Consider the following 14,287-nt stretch of genomic DNA (forward strand, 5'->3'; position numbering starts at 1 on the left):
ACCGCCGACACAACGCTGGACGGCGGTCTTGCGGTACGGCGTCAGGCCGGGCTCAATCGCCACCGCCGGCCGGGTCGATGACACTGTGCACGCTCGATCGAACTAACCCCGGTCGACCTCCGGCTTCCGGTCGCCAGCGAGTTCTTTCCGCCACGGAGGGTTCGCCCCCGCACGCGACACAGTCACCGCCGCGACCTCGGCCGCGAACTCCATCGCCTCACGCCACTGATCGGACGTCATCGCCTCCAGACCCGACCGGTCCCGCGCGACCCGACCGACCGCGTCGATCAAAGCGCCCATATAGGAGTCACCCGCGCCGATCGTGTCCGCGACCTCGGCGCGAGCCAGGGCCACCTCGATCTCCTCACCGTTGAGGAACGCCGTGCTCCCGGCGCTGCCCCGAGTGAGGACCAAGACCCCGGGGCACCGCTCCGCCCACTGGCGAGCGCTCGCGAGCGCGTCCCTTTCCGGGTAGTACCACGACAGGTCCTCGTCGGAGACCTTCACGATGTCGCTCAAGCCGACCAGCTCTTCGACGCGCGGAAGTACCCGGTCGCGATCGGTGGTGATGGCGGGGCGCGCGTTGGGGTCGAAACTGAGCAGAGCCGTCGGCCGGGACCGTCGGTATAGGTCGGCGATGGCGTCGGCGCCCGGTTCGAGGACGGTGGCGATGGAACCGATGTGGACGAAGGCGGGGGCGTCGCCGCCCTCGAGCGCCGTCCCCGCCTGCTCGAGTGAGAGGTCCCAGTGGAGGTCGAAGTCGTAGCTTGCCGATCCGTTCGCGTCGAGTTCGGCGCGGGCAGTCGACGTTCGTCCGGTGGCCGGCGGGACGTTCGCGAGCCGTACGTGCGACTCGTCCAGCCAACGGCGGATAGCGGTCCCGTGGGCGTCGGCTCCGATGCTGGTGAGGAGGGTCGGTCGGTGGCCGAGCCGTCCCAGGGTGAGGGCGACGTTGGCGGGGCTCCCGCCCGGGTGGGAGGCGGTCGTCCCGTCCGGGCGCACGACGATGTCGATGAGCGCTTCGCCCGCTACGAGGATGCGGTCGGCGGCCATTACGATCCCTCCGTCTGGCGGAGGGCGCGGGCGAAGGAACGCTTCAACCCCGCCACGGGCAGGAGCGTGGCCTGAACCGTGTGGTAGAGGTCGGGTTTTCCGGGCCACACGGTGGCCTCCGGCGTGCCGTCCGGTGCGAGTTCGTGGTGCCACGATCCGTTCTCGGCGTCGATGAAGGCGTCGGCGGCGTACGCCCACCATTCGTCGTACAGGTCCCCGTAGGATGAGTCCCCGGTGCGTTCGTGGAGGGCGTAGGCGGTGTTGATCGCCTCGACGGCCACCCAGTGCATCCGTCGCGTGACGACCGGCCGGTCGTCCCAGTCGGTGGTGTAGACGAACCCGTCGTGGCCGTCGGCGCCCCAGGCCTTTCGGGCCTGGTCGAACAGTGCGACGGCGGCGGCGAGGGTGCGGTCGTCCGGTTCGCCCGTCGCTTCGGCGTGGAGGAGCAGGCGCGCCCATTCGAAACCGTGGCCGGGGGTGGCCCCATAGGGTTTGAAGGGGTCGTCCTGCTTGTCGCTGTTGTACTCGAGGTCGGCGCTCCAGGAGGCGTCGAAGTGTTCGGGGAGGCGGTTCCCGTGCGCTCGGGCGAGGTCGATGACGAACTCGCAGGCGGTGCGCGCGCGTTCGCGCCAGGCCTCGGCGCCTCCGCCGAGTTCCGACATCGCCGGTGTCTTCGATATCTCGACGGTGTCGGCCACGGCGAGCAGCGCCTCCACCGAGTGCATGGTGGAGTTCAGGCCCCGGTATTCCTCGCAGGTGGAGAACGACGAGTCCCAGGCGTCGCGCGGGCGCCCTACGCTCGCGTCCCAGAACTTGTCGAGGTAGACGGAGGCGGACTCGGTGAGGAGCTGTTGTGCCCCTTCGAGGCCGGCGGTCAGCGCGGAGGAGGCGGCGAGCATGACGAAGGCGTGGTCGTAGCAGCTCTTGCCGGCCTCGGCCGTGCCGTCCGGGCGGATCGCGGGGTGCCAGCCGCCGTGCCGGTCGTCGTGGAGGTCGGTCCGCAGTTTGTCCAGGGCCGCCTGCGCGTAGGCGCGGCCGGCGTCCCGGCCGCGTATCGCGCCGAGGGAGTGGACGTGCGTCATGCGCGCCGCGATCCACGTGAACGTGGAGGAGCGCGTGTCGGTCCGTCCGCGGTCGTCGAGGTAGCTGCCCGGGTCGCCGTCGGCTCCGAACGACATCAGGCGGTCGTACTCGGCCGACAGCCAGGCGGGTGTTCCCGGTCGTGGTGTCATAATCCGTCCTTTCAACAAGTCAGGGGCGGCCCCGTCGGAGCCGCCCCCGGGGGTCTCAGCGCTGGACGCGGAACGTCTTGACCTCGAACGGGCGGAGCGTGACCGGGACGCGGACCGTGCCCTCCGGCGTCTGCGTCGTTTCGGTCGCCTCTCCGGGGCGTTCGATCAGGTCGGCGTCGACGACGGTGCCCACCGGGAGGCCCGCCAGCTCGATCGAGGTCGACACCCGCGAGCCGGAGGACTCGTAGACGCGCACCACGACGTCGCCGGAGCGGTCGTCGGCCAGCTTCACGGCGCTGACGATGACTGCCGGGTCGAGCGAGCTCGCCAGGGCGGGCACCTCGGAGCCGGTCGCCGCGCGCAGCGGAGCCTGCAGGGCCCAGCCGGCCTCGGTGGCCGACTCGGGCGTGGCGCCGACGAGCACGCCGAAGCGCATCCGGTGGCGGCCGCGGTCGGCCCGCGGGTCGGGGAACTTCGGGGCCCGCAGCAGGGAGAAGCGGGCGTTCTGCACGACCTCCCGGCCATTGCTCTCGCGGCCTACGTCGAACCCGTGGCTGGACTCGTTGAGGAACGCGACGCCGAAGCCCGGCTCCTGGACCAGGAACCACCGCTGGGCGTGCGTCTCGAACCGCGCCGCCTCCCACGAGGTGTTGGTGTGGTTGGCGCGGCGGTGGTAGCCGAACTGCGTCTCGGCCGCGACCTCGTCGGTGAACACCTCGACGGGGAAGGCGAGCTTGAGGAACTTCTCCTCCTCCTGCCAGTCGATGTCGCAGTCGACCACGAGCACGCGGCCGTCGTCGGAAAGCGAGAGGCGCTGCGTGATCGACGAGTTTCCGAACTCGCGCTTCACCGCGATCGCGTCGCCGTCGACGGTCACCTCCGCCGGACCGTCCAGGTCCTCGCGCATGGCGAAGTAGTGCGCGTCGACGTCCCAGGCGTCCCACATGTTCGGGAAGTCCTGGTGCAGCTGGAGTGCGTTGCCGACCCTGCCCTGGGCGATCGCCTCGCGCCCGGTGGCGCGGTCGACGAGGCTGCGCACGTGGCCGCTGCCGTCGACCTCTACGCGAACGGACTCGCTCTCCAGCACGAAAACCCCGACTTCGGCGCGTGCGGAGGACGGCGCTGCGGGCTCGGCGACGGCGACCGCTCCGGCGGGCACGCCGCGCTGTGCGACCGGTGCGGCGTTCACTGCCAGTTCCGCGTCGACCGGCGCGGCGTCGAGGCCGTCAGCTCCGGCCGACGCGTCGAGGGCGGTGAGCGACTCGGAGATGATGCGCCTCAGGGCCGTCGCGACTCGTTCGTACCGCTCTTCGGCCTCGCGGTGGACCCAGGCGATCGAGGTCCCGGGGAGGATGTCGTGGAACTGGAGAAGCAGGACTTCCTGCCACAGCGAGTCGAGTTCGTCGTAGGGGTATTCGCGGCCGGCGCGCACAGCGGCCGCCGCGGCCCACAGCTCGGCCTCGGCCAGCAGACGCTCGCTGGTGCGGTTGCCCTGCTTGGTGAGGTGCTGGGTGGTGAACGTGCCCCGGTGCAGCTCGAGGTATAGCTCCCCGCGCCACACTCCGGGGTCCGGCAGTTCGGCCATGGCCTTGTCGAAGAAGTCGTTCGGCGACTCGAAGACCACCTGCGGGCTGCCTTCGAGGTCCGCCATGCGCTTGGCGCGCGCGAGCATCTCGCGGGTGGCGCCGCCGCCTCCGTCGCCCCAGCCGGTCGGCGCCAGGGAGTGGCGGGCGACCGACTTCTCCTTGAACTGGCGGGCCGCCCGGGCGACCTCCTCGCCCGACAACTGGGCGTTGTAGGTGTCCATCGGCGGGAAGTGGGTGAAGATCCGGCTGCCGTCGTTGCCCTCCCACAGGAAGGAGTGGTGCGGGAACCGGTTGACCTGGTTCCAGGAGATCTTCTGCGTGAGGAACCAGTCGAAGCCCGCGCCGACGAGGATCTGGGGCAGGGCGCCGGAGTAGCCGAAGCTGTCGGGAAGCCAGGCGCCCTTGCACTCGACCCCGAACTCCTCGCGGAAGAACCGCTGTCCCTGGCTGATCTGCCGAATGAAGCTCTCACCGGAGGGCAGCACCGCGTCGGGCTCGACCCACATGCCGCCGATCGGCACGAAGCGGCCGGACTCAACGGCCTTCTTGATGCGCGCGAACACCTCGGGCCGCTCCTGCTTGACCCAGGCGTACTGCTGGGCGCTGGACATCGCGTGCACGAAGTCGTCGTCCTCGTCCAGGAGCGTGGCCATGGAGCTGGAGGTCCGCGCGACCTTGCGCACCGTCTCCCGCAGCGGCCACAGCCAGGCGGAGTCGATGTGCGCGTGGCCGACCGCCGAGATCCGGTGGGCGCTGGGCTCGGCCGGGCTCGACAGGACCCCCTGCAGTTCGGCCCTGCCGTCCGCCGCGGTAGCCGGGATGTCTCGAAGGTCGACGCGGTCGAGGGCGGCGTCCAGGGCCCGGAGGATCTTGGCGCGCCTCGCCGAGTCCTCGGGCAGTTCGGCCGCGAGCTGGTGCAGGACCTCTATGTCGTGGACGAGCTCGAAGACCTCCTCCTCGAACACGCACACGTCGACCCGGCGGACGCGGTAGAGCTGCTCGTCGCTGGAGGTGAGCACGTCGCCCTGCTCGGTCGGCAGGAACGGGTGGTAGTCCAGCAGGACCGGGTTCGAGGCGGCCTCGACGAAGTACTCGATCTTCTCGCCGCCCCGGGCCTCGGGGGAGACGGGGATCCACTGCGCCCTGGGGTTGAGCGAGCGCACCGCCGCGCCGTCGGCGGTGTAGACGAGCCCTTCGGCCTGGAATCCGGGCATGTTGATGTCGAATCCGAGGTCGGCGACGATCTCGACGCGGCGTCCCGCGAAGGAGGCCGGCACCTCTCCGGTGAGGCGCAGCCAGGTGGTGTCCCAGGCCCGGCCCCAGCGGTCGCCGACGGCGACCGGGGCGTAGTCGGCCTCGAGGCCCTGCGCGACGGGGATCGGCTCGCCGTCGACCACATGGGCGGCGATCTGGAGCGGGTGCGGGTCGGAGTAGACCGCCGGGCGCAGGCGCTCGGCCAGCACGCGGGTGATTCGGCCTATGGTCAGGTCCTGGTTGTCATGCATCAGCGGCACTTCCTAACTCGCGCGCACGCCGTCGTGCGCGCGAACGGTGTTCGTTCAAATCAGGCGGATCCGGGGGTGCCCGCCGTTCCGGGCCCGGTCCATGTAGGTCGTCCAGAAGCCGCCCCCGGGGCCGAGGGCGTCGCGGCCGCCGACGGCGGCCAGGTTCAGGTCTATCACGTCGTCGGCCGCCGGCGGGGCCTCGGCCTTGCGGGCTGCGGCGACGGCGTCGCGCACGCGTCGGCCCTCGGGTTTGATCCGGCCGTGCTCGTCGATCAGGCCGAGGTCGTACTCGACTTCGGGGAAGTCGGACATGCCGCGGCCGACGTCGTGCGAGCACCACCAGGTGATGCCGAACAGGTCCGGGGCGGCGGCGAGCTGTTCGACGGTCCCGTCGATGAAGTCGGGGACGGACTCGGCCGGGAGCACGTTGCGCGGCGCGCCGAGTTCCTGCGCCCAGACCTCGCGCTCCGGGTCGGTCTGGAAGGCGCGCGCGAGCTCGACCATGTAGCGGGCGTGCGCGCGGGTCTCGAACGAGTCGGCCCCGTACTTCTGGGCGGTGCCGTTGAAGACCCAGGAGTGCACGACGCTGAGGTCGCCCTGGCGGGCGACGTGGTCGAGCGTGAACGGCTGGGTGTCGTCGTACCAGCTCGCGTCGTAGCAGGCGTGCAGGGCGAGCAGGTCCGGCGCGCCGGCGCGGATCGCGCCCAGCATCCGGTCCAGCCAGGCCGTGACCTGTGCGCTGGTCGACGGGTGGGGACTCGGGTGCACGGTGCCGGTGAACTGGTTGACCTCGTTGCCCACGGTCACGGCGAACGCGTTCGGGTGCGCCGCGACGGTGCGCGCGAGCGTCTCCAGGTACAGGGCGGTCGCCGCGACCGCGTCCTCATCGGTGAACATGTTGCGCTCATGCCACGTCACCAGCCAGGACGGCAGGAGGTCGAAACTCGACAAGTGCCCTTGCAGTCCGTCGACGGCCACATCGAGGCCGCGTTCGGCGGCGAGTTCGATGACCCGGTCGAGATGACGCAGCGCCGCCGCGCTGACCACGGCGGGATTGGGTTGGAAGATCGGCCACAGGGGGAACACGCGCACATGGTCGGCGCCGAGTTCGCAAATCGCGTCGAAGTCCCTGGCGACCTCGCCGGCGTCGAAGTCCACCCAGTGGTGGAACCATCCGACGCGGGGGGTGTAGTTGACGCCAAACCTCATGGGGATGCCTCTCTGGATCGCTGTCCCCGTCAGTATAGCGCTTTAGTGACGTGTCATCGACCCTGGCCCCGGGGCTCAAGCTATCGTGGACGATAAAGCAGTTGAGTCAAGGAGTCCGACATGGTCAACACCCACGATCACACCGAACCGCCGCGCAAGCGCAAGCGCGTGACGATCGCCGACATCGCCCAGCGGGCGGGCGTGACCAGCGGCGCCGTCTCGCTCGCGGTCAACGGCAAGCCCGGCGTCTCCGACGCCACCCGCGCCCGGATCCTCGACGTGGCGCGGGAGCTGCGCTGGCGCCCGAGCCACGCGGCGCAGACGCTGATGGGAAAGAACTCCGAGGCGGTGGGCCTCGTGCTCGCCCGGCCGGCGGAGGTGATCGGCGAAGAGATCTTCTTCTCCAAGTTCATAGCGGGCGTGCAGTCCACGCTGAGCGGCCGCGGCTACTCGCTGATGCTGCAGATGGCCGAGGACGCCACCGCGGAGTGCGCCATCCACCAGTCCTGGATCCTCGACGGGAGGGTCGACGGCGTCCTGGTCCTCGACCCGCGCATCGACGACCCGCGCGTCGAGGCCCTCGCGAGCCTGGACCACCCGACGGTGGTGGTGGGCGGCGAGACCGACCACGGCTCGGTGCGGTCGGTCCGGGTCGACAACGCCGGCGCCATGCGCCTGATCATGGACCACCTCCACGGCCTCGGCCACGACCGCGTCGCCTACATCACCGGCGACCAGGCGTTCCGTCACATCAGCGAGCGGATGGACGCCTTCGCGCAGTTCTGCGTCGACCAGGGCGTGTGGGGCCAGACGCTGGCCGGGAACTTCGACCCGGCGCGAGCGCGGGAGGCGACCGCGCGGCTGGCGGGAGCGCCCCACCCGCCCACCGCGATCGTCTACGACAGCGAAGTGATGACGATAGCCGGAATGAGCACGCTCGCCTCCCTCGGCCTGCGAGTCCCCGGCGACGTCTCAGTGCTGTCGTGGGAGGACTCCACCACCTGCCAGGTACTGCACCCCACGATCACCGCGCTCAGCCGCGACGCCGTGTCGCTCGGACGCACCGCCGCTGCGGAGATCCTGCAGCTCATCGCCGGAAAACCCGTGGAGCAGGGGACGGTGGAGAGCCGGGTGGTCCACCGCGAGTCGACATCTGCGCCCGAATCGTGACCATGCCTCGCTTGACAACCGCCGGGCCGCAGTGATTAGATTCGACTAAAGCGCTGTAGTATCTGGTCCCCATCCGGATCTAGTGCCCCCATTATCAGTTCAAGGAAGAGTTGACGATGAAGCCAATCACAAGCCTGGGCAAGGCCTCGGCCGTCGCCGCGGCCGGAGCCCTACTCCTCACCGGATGCACCGGCGGCGTCCCGGAGACCACCGACGGCGGACCCATAGACACCTCCGGCGACCTCAGCGGAACCGTCAAGTTCCAGACCTGGTCGCTCAAGAACGAGAAGTTCACCCCCTACTTCGAGGACGTCATCGCGGCCTTCGAGAAAGAGCACCCCGACGTCACGGTCGAATGGATCGACCAGCCCGGCGAAGGCTACCAGGACAAGATCCTCAGCCAGGCCAGCTCCGGCACCCTCCCCGACGTCCTCAACCTCCCGCCCGACGTGGCGTTCCCACTCGTCCAGGCGGACCAGCTGCTCGACCTCTCCGAGGCCAAGCCCGAACTCGAAGAACAGTACAACGCCGGAGGCTGGGAGGCCTACAGCCAGTTCACCGGCTCCGACGGCACCTACGGCCTCCCCTGGTACCTCGGCAGCGACGTCTCGTGGTGGAACCTCGACGAGCTCGAGTCCTACGGCGTGTCCCAGGACGACCTGCCCACCACCGTCGACGGCTGGCTGGACCTCGGCGAGAAGGTCGCCGCCGAGTCCGACGGCGACACCATGCTGGTGTCCGCCATGCCGACCATGGACGTCCTGCTCGCCAACGGCATCGAGCTGATGGACGAGGACGGGACGTTCGTCTTCGACACCCCCGAGGCCGCCGACCTGGTGCAGGGCTACGCCGACGCCTACGCCGCCGGAGCCATGCCGGCCGAGGCGCTGACCGGCAGCTACGCCGGCAACGCGGAAATGTACCTGCAGGGCAAGGTCTCCTACACCACCGGCGGCCCCGGATTCGCCGGCGACCTCGAGACCAAGGCCCCGTCCCTGCTGGAGAAGACGGTCGCCACGCCCCGCCCGGGCACGCCCCCGCTCTTCGTCCAGGGCCTCAACGTCGCCAACACCTCGGAGAACAAGCCCGCGGCACTCGCCTTCGCCGAGTTCGTCACCAACCAGGAGAACCAGGTCGAGTTCACGACGCTGGCCGCCGGCTTCGCCCCCGGCACCGCTGAGGGCGCCGACGAGGTCGCCGAGACCGTCGCGAAGGACATGGAACCCGCCCAGGCCGAGGCGCTGAACGTCATGTTCGACGCCCTCGACGGCGCTCGCGCCATGCCGTTCCAGTGGACCGACGCCATGACCGACTACGCCACCCAGCAGCTGGCGCTCGCGGTGCGGGGGGACATCTCCGCCGCGGAGGCTCTCGAACTGACCGCCGAGTACTCGAACGAGAACCGCATCGACGAGTAGCCGGCCCCGGCCGACGCCCTCGTGAAGGACACCAGTGCCCAGACGAAAGCAGAGCAATGAGATCCCATAAATGGTTCACCCCCTGGCTCCTCCTCGGACCGGCCCTGATCTGGGTGCTGGTGTTCTCCTTGTGGCCGTTCATCAACACGGTCATATTGAGCTTCACGAACGCCCGCCCGCTGCGCCCGGCCGAACCGGTCGGATTCGCGCAGTACGAACGCCTGCTCACCGACGAGCAGTTCGGGTACGCGCTCATCACCTGCCTGATCTACGTGGTGGTGTGCGTGCCCCTCCTGACGGTTCTGCCGCTGCTGCTGGCGCTCCTGGTCGAGAAGACCATCCCCGGGATCGCGTTCTTCCGCACCACCTTCTACTTCCCGGTGGTCGCGTCGGTGGTCGTCGTCGCGCTCATCTGGAGCTGGATCTTCGACAGCCAGGGGGTCCTCAACCAGGCGCTTGAGTGGATGGGCCTGACCGACAAGCCCATCGCCTTCCTCGTGGACCGGTGGTGGCTGCTGGCCACCGCCATCCTGCTGACCGTCTGGAAGGGACTCGGCTTCTACATGGTCGTGTACCTGGCTGCGCTCGGCAATGTCGGCAAGGAGCAGCACGAGGCCGCCATGGTGGACGGCGCGGGGCCGATCCGCCGCTTCGTCAGCATCACCATCCCCAGCGTGCGGGGAGCGATGATGCTCGTCTCCGCGCTGATCGCGGTCGCGGCGATGCGCGTGTTCACCGAGCTCGACATCCTCTCCAACGGCACCGGCGGTCCCGGCGGCTACGACATGTCCATCGTCATGCTCATCCGCCAGGTCGGCTCCGGCCTCAACGGGAACCTGGGTTACGCCGCCGCGATCAGCGTGGCGCTGTTCCTGTTGACGCTGATCCCGCTCAGCGCCATCGCATTCATGAACCGCGAGAAGAAGGCGAAGGTCCCGGCATGACCCTCACGACCGAACGTCCGACCACCGCCACCGAGGCCCCCGCGAAGGCGAAGAAGGTCCGCAGGGAGCGCCCCTACCGGCGCCGCGGCGGCAGCGACTTCACCAAGCCCACCCTGACCGGCCTGATCCTGCGGTACGCGCTGCTGGTCGGGATCCTGGCGCTGGTGATCGGCCCCTTCCTGTGGCAGCTGTCCACCTCCTTCAAGGGGCCGCAAGAGGACCTCTACTCGTTCCCGCCGAAGCTGATCCCCGAGGATCCGACCTTCGGGAACTACAGCACCGTCACCGACATCGTCCCGGTGTACCGCTACGCGCTGCACTCGCTGCTGGTCTCGCTCGGGTCGGTCGTCACCAACGTCGTCCTGTCCGTCATCGGCGGGTACGCCCTGGCGTGCATGAGGTTCCGCGGCAAGTTCATCGCGCTGGGCATCCTGCTGTCGACGATGCTCCTGCCGGGCGAAGTGACGGTCACGAGCAACCTGCTCACGATCAACGCGCTCGGCCTGGGGAACACGCTGTGGGGAGTGTTCCTGCCCGGCGCGATCGCCGCCATGAACGTCCTGCTCATCGCGACCGCCTGCCGGATGATCCCGAAGGAGGTCCTGGACGCCGCGACCGTCGACGGGGCTACGACCTGGCAGCGCATCAGGCACATCGTCTGGCCGAACGTGCGCGGCATGGCGAGCGTCGTCGCCATCTTCACCTTCATCGGGCAGTGGGACGACTACCTGTGGCCGCTGATGGTGCTGACCGAACCGGACAACTACACGCTGACCGTCGGCATGGCCTACCTGAACAGCAACTTCTCACCGGACCCGCGCCTCGTCGCCGCGGGCACGATGGTCGCCCTGATCCCGATCGTGGTGATGTTCTCCATCACGCAGCGCTACTTCTTCAAGGGCGTGCAGGACGGAGCGGTGAAAGGGTGAGCGCTCGAACTCCCTCGCTGACTCCGGCCGACGGCCCCGCCGACCCGCCCTCGTCACGCCCGAACGCGGGAGTCCTGGGCGGGCAGGTCTTCGCCTACCGCTTCGACCCGGCGCAAGGCGCACAGCGCCTCGCGGTTCCCGGCCTGGACCGGGTGACGATCGCGGAGGACACGGTCGTGGAGTGGGCCTTCTACGCGGACGGCCCCGACGCCGCGCACGCGCCGCACGCCGCCTTGGCCGTCGCGGTCGACGTCCGCTTCGACGACGGTTCGCGCATGAGCGACGAGCCGCGCCTCCGCGACCGCTACGGCTTCCCCGTGACGGCGGATCCGCAGTTCGAGTCGGCCTGGTCGATGCCCGAGCAGTGGAACGCCGACGCGGTGCCCCTGGAGGCGTGGGCGGGGCGCCGCGGAGCCGTCGAGGTCGTGCTGGGGTCCGACGCCCTGTCCGGCGGGTATTCCGGCGAGGTCTCCGGTTTCGTCGAGGTCGTCGTCGGGCGCCGGGCCACCGGCCGGGCCCCGTCTCCCGCCGAGCGGGTCGACACCCGCCGCGGCAGCCACTCCGGTTCGCGGTTCTCGCGAGGGAACACGATCCCCATCGTGGCCCGACCCCACGGTTTCTGCTTCCTTACCCCGGCGACCGACGCCTCCGATCCCCGCTGGCCGTACCGGTGGTCGGTGCATGACGACCCGCCGGGCCGCCGACTGGAAGCGGTCCAGTTCTCGCACCAGCCGAGCCCGTGGATCGGCGACCGCGGCGTCCTGCAGCTCATGCCCTTCCAAGGCTCGGCGCACTCGTCGCGTTCCCGGCGCCGCCGGTGGATCGAGCCCGGGACAGAGGCCGCCCGTCCGCACTCCTACAGCGCCGACCTGGACGGAGGCCTGCGGATCGAGGCCACCGCGACCGATCACGGCGGGGCCTTCCGCGCGACGGCGTCCGACCCGTCGCGGACGGTGGGGTTCGTCGTGGACCAGCTGACGGACGCCGGACACCTGGACTTGGCTCCGGACGGCGTCTTCCACGGGTGGGTGCCCGAAGGCGACACCGACTGGGGCAATCCGCCGCGGACCTACTTCGCCGGACGAGTCCTCTCGCCGGTGACCGGAACCGGGCGGCTGGACGACGACGGCCGCCCTCGTGTGGCGGGCTTCGTGGCCGGCCCGGAATCGGTCGAAGTGCGTGTGGCGCAGTCGTTCCTATCCGTGGAGCAGGCGCGGAGAGCGCTGGAGCGGGAGCTCGCACCGGAGCGCTCGTTCGACGATCTCCGCGACGGCCTGCGCGAAGAGTGGGACCGATTGCTCGGGGCGGTCGGCCTTCCCGAACCGGACCCGCAGGAGCTTCCTTTCCGCTCGCTGGCGGAGGAAGAGGACCGGGACCGCGTCGCGAGCGCCCTGTACCGTCTCCACCTCTATCCCAACAGCGCCTCGGAGAACACCGGCACCGCTTCCTCGCCCGAATGGCGGTTCGCGGACCCGATGGTCCCCAGTGGACCAGACGGGCCGCCGTCGGCCGAGGGGAAGTTCTTCGTGAACAACGGCTACTGGGACACCTACCGCACGTCCTGGTCGGCGTTCGCGCTGCTCGACCCCGAGTCGACCGGCGAAATGCTCGACGGGCTCCTGCAGCAGTGGCGGCGGGGCGGATACATGGCGCGGTGGAGCGCGCCCGGCTACGTCGACTGCATGGTGGGCACCTCCAGCGATCAGATCTTCGCCGACGCCGCGCGGTGGGGCGTTCCGTTCGCGAGCGAGGACGCGTTCGCGAGCGCCTGGCGCAACGCCTGCGAGCCGTCGGCCGACCCGAAGCGCGGCCGCAAGGGCATTGCCCGAGCGCGGTTCACCGGATACGTCTCTCGCGACGTCCCGGAGGGAATGAGCTGGAGCCTGGAGAACGCGGTCAGCGACGACGCGATCGCGCGGTTCGCCTCCATCCTGGAGGGGTCGGTTTCGGGTCCAGGCGCCGCGCGGTACGGGGCCTTCGCGCGCTACTTCGCCAACCGGGCGCGCTCCTATCGCGGTCTCTTCGACGCCGAGCGCGGCTTCTTCCGCGGGCGCGGCGGCGACGGCTCGTTCTCCGAGGAGCCGTTCGATCCGCGGGTGTGGGGCGGCGACAACGTCGAGACGAACGCCTGGGGCATGTCGGTGAGCCCCGTGCACGACGGGCCGGGCCTCGCCGAGCTGTACGGCGGGCCCGCCGGCCTGCGGGCGCACCTCGACCGGCTCTTCGCCGAACCCGAGACGGCGGACGAGGCGTTCGGCGGCACCTATGGCACCGTCATCCACGAGCAGCGCGAGGCGCGGGCGCTGCGGTCGGGGATGTGCGCGATCTCGAACCAGCCGGCCCACCACATCCCGTGGACCCACGTGTTCGGCGACGAACCGTGGCGCGCCGGAGCGACGGTGCACGGCCTCGCCCGCCGGTTGTTCACCGGTGCGGTGATCGGCCAGGGCTTCCCCGGCGACGAGGACAACGGCGAGATGAGCATGTGGTGGCTGTGGTCGGCTCTGGGGCTGTATCCGCTGGTGCTCGCTTCCGGCGAGCTGCGCATCGGCAGTCCGCTGTTCGATGACGTGTCGGTGCGGCGCTCCGGGGGCGGTCGGCTGCGGATACGCTCGCACCGCCTGTCGCCGGAGGCCCACTACCTGGTCGAGGCCCGTCTCGACGGGGCGGTGCTGGACCGGCCGGTTCTCGAGGTGGACCGCTTGGAGGGCGACGCCGACCTCGATCTGGTCTTCACCGACTCCTCCGCCGAGGCCGACCAGAGCCCGCTGTGGCAGGGCCCGGCCGAGGTGCGGCCGTGGCGGCCGGACCTCACCGGGGGCTCCGGCGAGCCGATCGGTTCGCCGTCCGCGTCCGCGGCGCTGTTCGACGACGGCGCCTCGGGCTCGCGAGTGCAGCTGGCGCCGGGCGACTGGGCCGGTTGGCGGTTCGACGAGCCGGGCCGGATCACCGACGTGACGGTGACGACGGCACCCGGCGATGACACGGCCGCGTCCGCCCTCGTGTGGGAGTCGAGCGACGACGGCGTCGCGTGGAGGGAAGTCCCGACGACGCATGTCGAGGCCCTGCGTGGCGATCGCACGACCCCGTTCGCCTTCGTGGAGGCGGTGACCGCGAGGATGCTGCGGGTCCGGGCCGTGGAGGCCTGCGGCCTGCGCCAGCTCGAACTCTTCGACCTCGCCTGACAGCACGAGGGGCGGCGCGGTTGCGTACCGCGCCGCCCCTCGTGCTGCCGCACAGT

General features: G+C 70.2%; 9 protein-coding genes. 5 read left to right on the forward strand and 4 right to left on the reverse strand.

The annotated features are described in order from the left end of the window. Positions 1-102: 102 nt before the first annotated feature. From ACFTE1_RS08260 to ACFTE1_RS08275, 4 genes are read right to left on the reverse strand one after another with little or no spacing between them, the layout of a single operon-like run. A complete protein-coding gene (locus tag ACFTE1_RS08260; protein ID WP_380617947.1) occupies positions 103-1,053 on the reverse strand; it encodes a carbohydrate kinase family protein in 951 nt (316 codons plus the stop codon). Then, positions 1,053-2,285, reverse strand: coding sequence for an AGE family epimerase/isomerase (locus tag ACFTE1_RS08265; protein ID WP_380617948.1), 1,233 nt, complete (start codon positions 2,283-2,285; stop codon positions 1,053-1,055). Before ACFTE1_RS08265 ends, ACFTE1_RS08260 begins: the two co-directional genes overlap by 1 nt. A 55-nt stretch (positions 2,286-2,340) precedes the next feature. Beyond that, positions 2,341-5,376 (reverse strand): alpha-mannosidase, encoded by a 3,036-nt coding sequence (locus tag ACFTE1_RS08270; protein ID WP_380617949.1) that lies wholly within the window; start codon positions 5,374-5,376, stop codon positions 2,341-2,343. A 54-nt stretch (positions 5,377-5,430) separates the two neighbouring features. Next, complete coding sequence (locus ACFTE1_RS08275; protein WP_380617950.1) at positions 5,431-6,585, reverse strand: glycoside hydrolase 5 family protein; 1,155 nt, start codon at positions 6,583-6,585, stop codon at positions 5,431-5,433. A 120-nt stretch (positions 6,586-6,705) separates the two neighbouring features. Between ACFTE1_RS08275 and ACFTE1_RS08280 the strand changes: the two genes are divergently transcribed. The 5 genes from ACFTE1_RS08280 (at position 6,706) to ACFTE1_RS08300 (ending at position 14,231) form a co-directional block, all read left to right on the forward strand. After that, positions 6,706-7,755 (forward strand): LacI family DNA-binding transcriptional regulator, encoded by a 1,050-nt coding sequence (locus ACFTE1_RS08280; protein ID WP_380617951.1) that lies wholly within the window; start codon positions 6,706-6,708, stop codon positions 7,753-7,755. A gap of 116 nt (positions 7,756-7,871) precedes the next feature. Continuing rightward, complete coding sequence (locus tag ACFTE1_RS08285; protein ID WP_380617952.1) at positions 7,872-9,173, forward strand: ABC transporter substrate-binding protein; 1,302 nt, start codon at positions 7,872-7,874, stop codon at positions 9,171-9,173. A gap of 56 nt (positions 9,174-9,229) precedes the next feature. Then, positions 9,230-10,117, forward strand: coding sequence for a carbohydrate ABC transporter permease (locus tag ACFTE1_RS08290; RefSeq protein ID WP_380617953.1), 888 nt, complete (start codon positions 9,230-9,232; stop codon positions 10,115-10,117). Next, positions 10,114-11,046, forward strand: a complete 933-nt coding sequence (locus ACFTE1_RS08295; RefSeq protein ID WP_380617954.1) for a carbohydrate ABC transporter permease — start codon at positions 10,114-10,116, stop codon at positions 11,044-11,046. Before ACFTE1_RS08290 ends, ACFTE1_RS08295 begins: the two co-directional genes overlap by 4 nt. Then, positions 11,043-14,231: a glycoside hydrolase domain-containing protein gene (locus ACFTE1_RS08300; RefSeq protein WP_380617955.1), complete on the forward strand. Its 3,189-nt coding sequence runs from the start codon at positions 11,043-11,045 to the stop codon at positions 14,229-14,231. The genes ACFTE1_RS08295 and ACFTE1_RS08300 overlap by 4 nt, the downstream gene beginning before the upstream one ends. Positions 14,232-14,287: the final 56 nt, after the last annotated feature.

This window comes from Salininema proteolyticum, from assembly GCF_042685645.1.
GTDB classification, from domain to species: Bacteria; Actinomycetota; Actinomycetes; order Mycobacteriales; family Micromonosporaceae; genus Salininema; species Salininema proteolyticum.

Coding starts and splice junctions, on each gene's coding strand:
- ACFTE1_RS08275 (WP_380617950.1), bottom strand. CDS start 6,585: ATGAGGTTTGGCGTCAACTACACCCCCCGCGTCGGATGGTTCCACCAC.
- ACFTE1_RS08285 (WP_380617952.1), top strand. CDS start 7,872: ATGAAGCCAATCACAAGCCTGGGCAAGGCCTCGGCCGTCGCCGCGGCC.
- ACFTE1_RS08290 (WP_380617953.1), top strand. CDS start 9,230: ATGAGATCCCATAAATGGTTCACCCCCTGGCTCCTCCTCGGACCGGCC.
- ACFTE1_RS08280 (WP_380617951.1), top strand. CDS start 6,706: ATGGTCAACACCCACGATCACACCGAACCGCCGCGCAAGCGCAAGCGC.
- ACFTE1_RS08265 (WP_380617948.1), bottom strand. CDS start 2,285: ATGACACCACGACCGGGAACACCCGCCTGGCTGTCGGCCGAGTACGAC.
- ACFTE1_RS08260 (WP_380617947.1), bottom strand. CDS start 1,053: ATGGCCGCCGACCGCATCCTCGTAGCGGGCGAAGCGCTCATCGACATC.
- ACFTE1_RS08270 (WP_380617949.1), bottom strand. CDS start 5,376: ATGCATGACAACCAGGACCTGACCATAGGCCGAATCACCCGCGTGCTG.
- ACFTE1_RS08295 (WP_380617954.1), top strand. CDS start 10,114: ATGACCCTCACGACCGAACGTCCGACCACCGCCACCGAGGCCCCCGCG.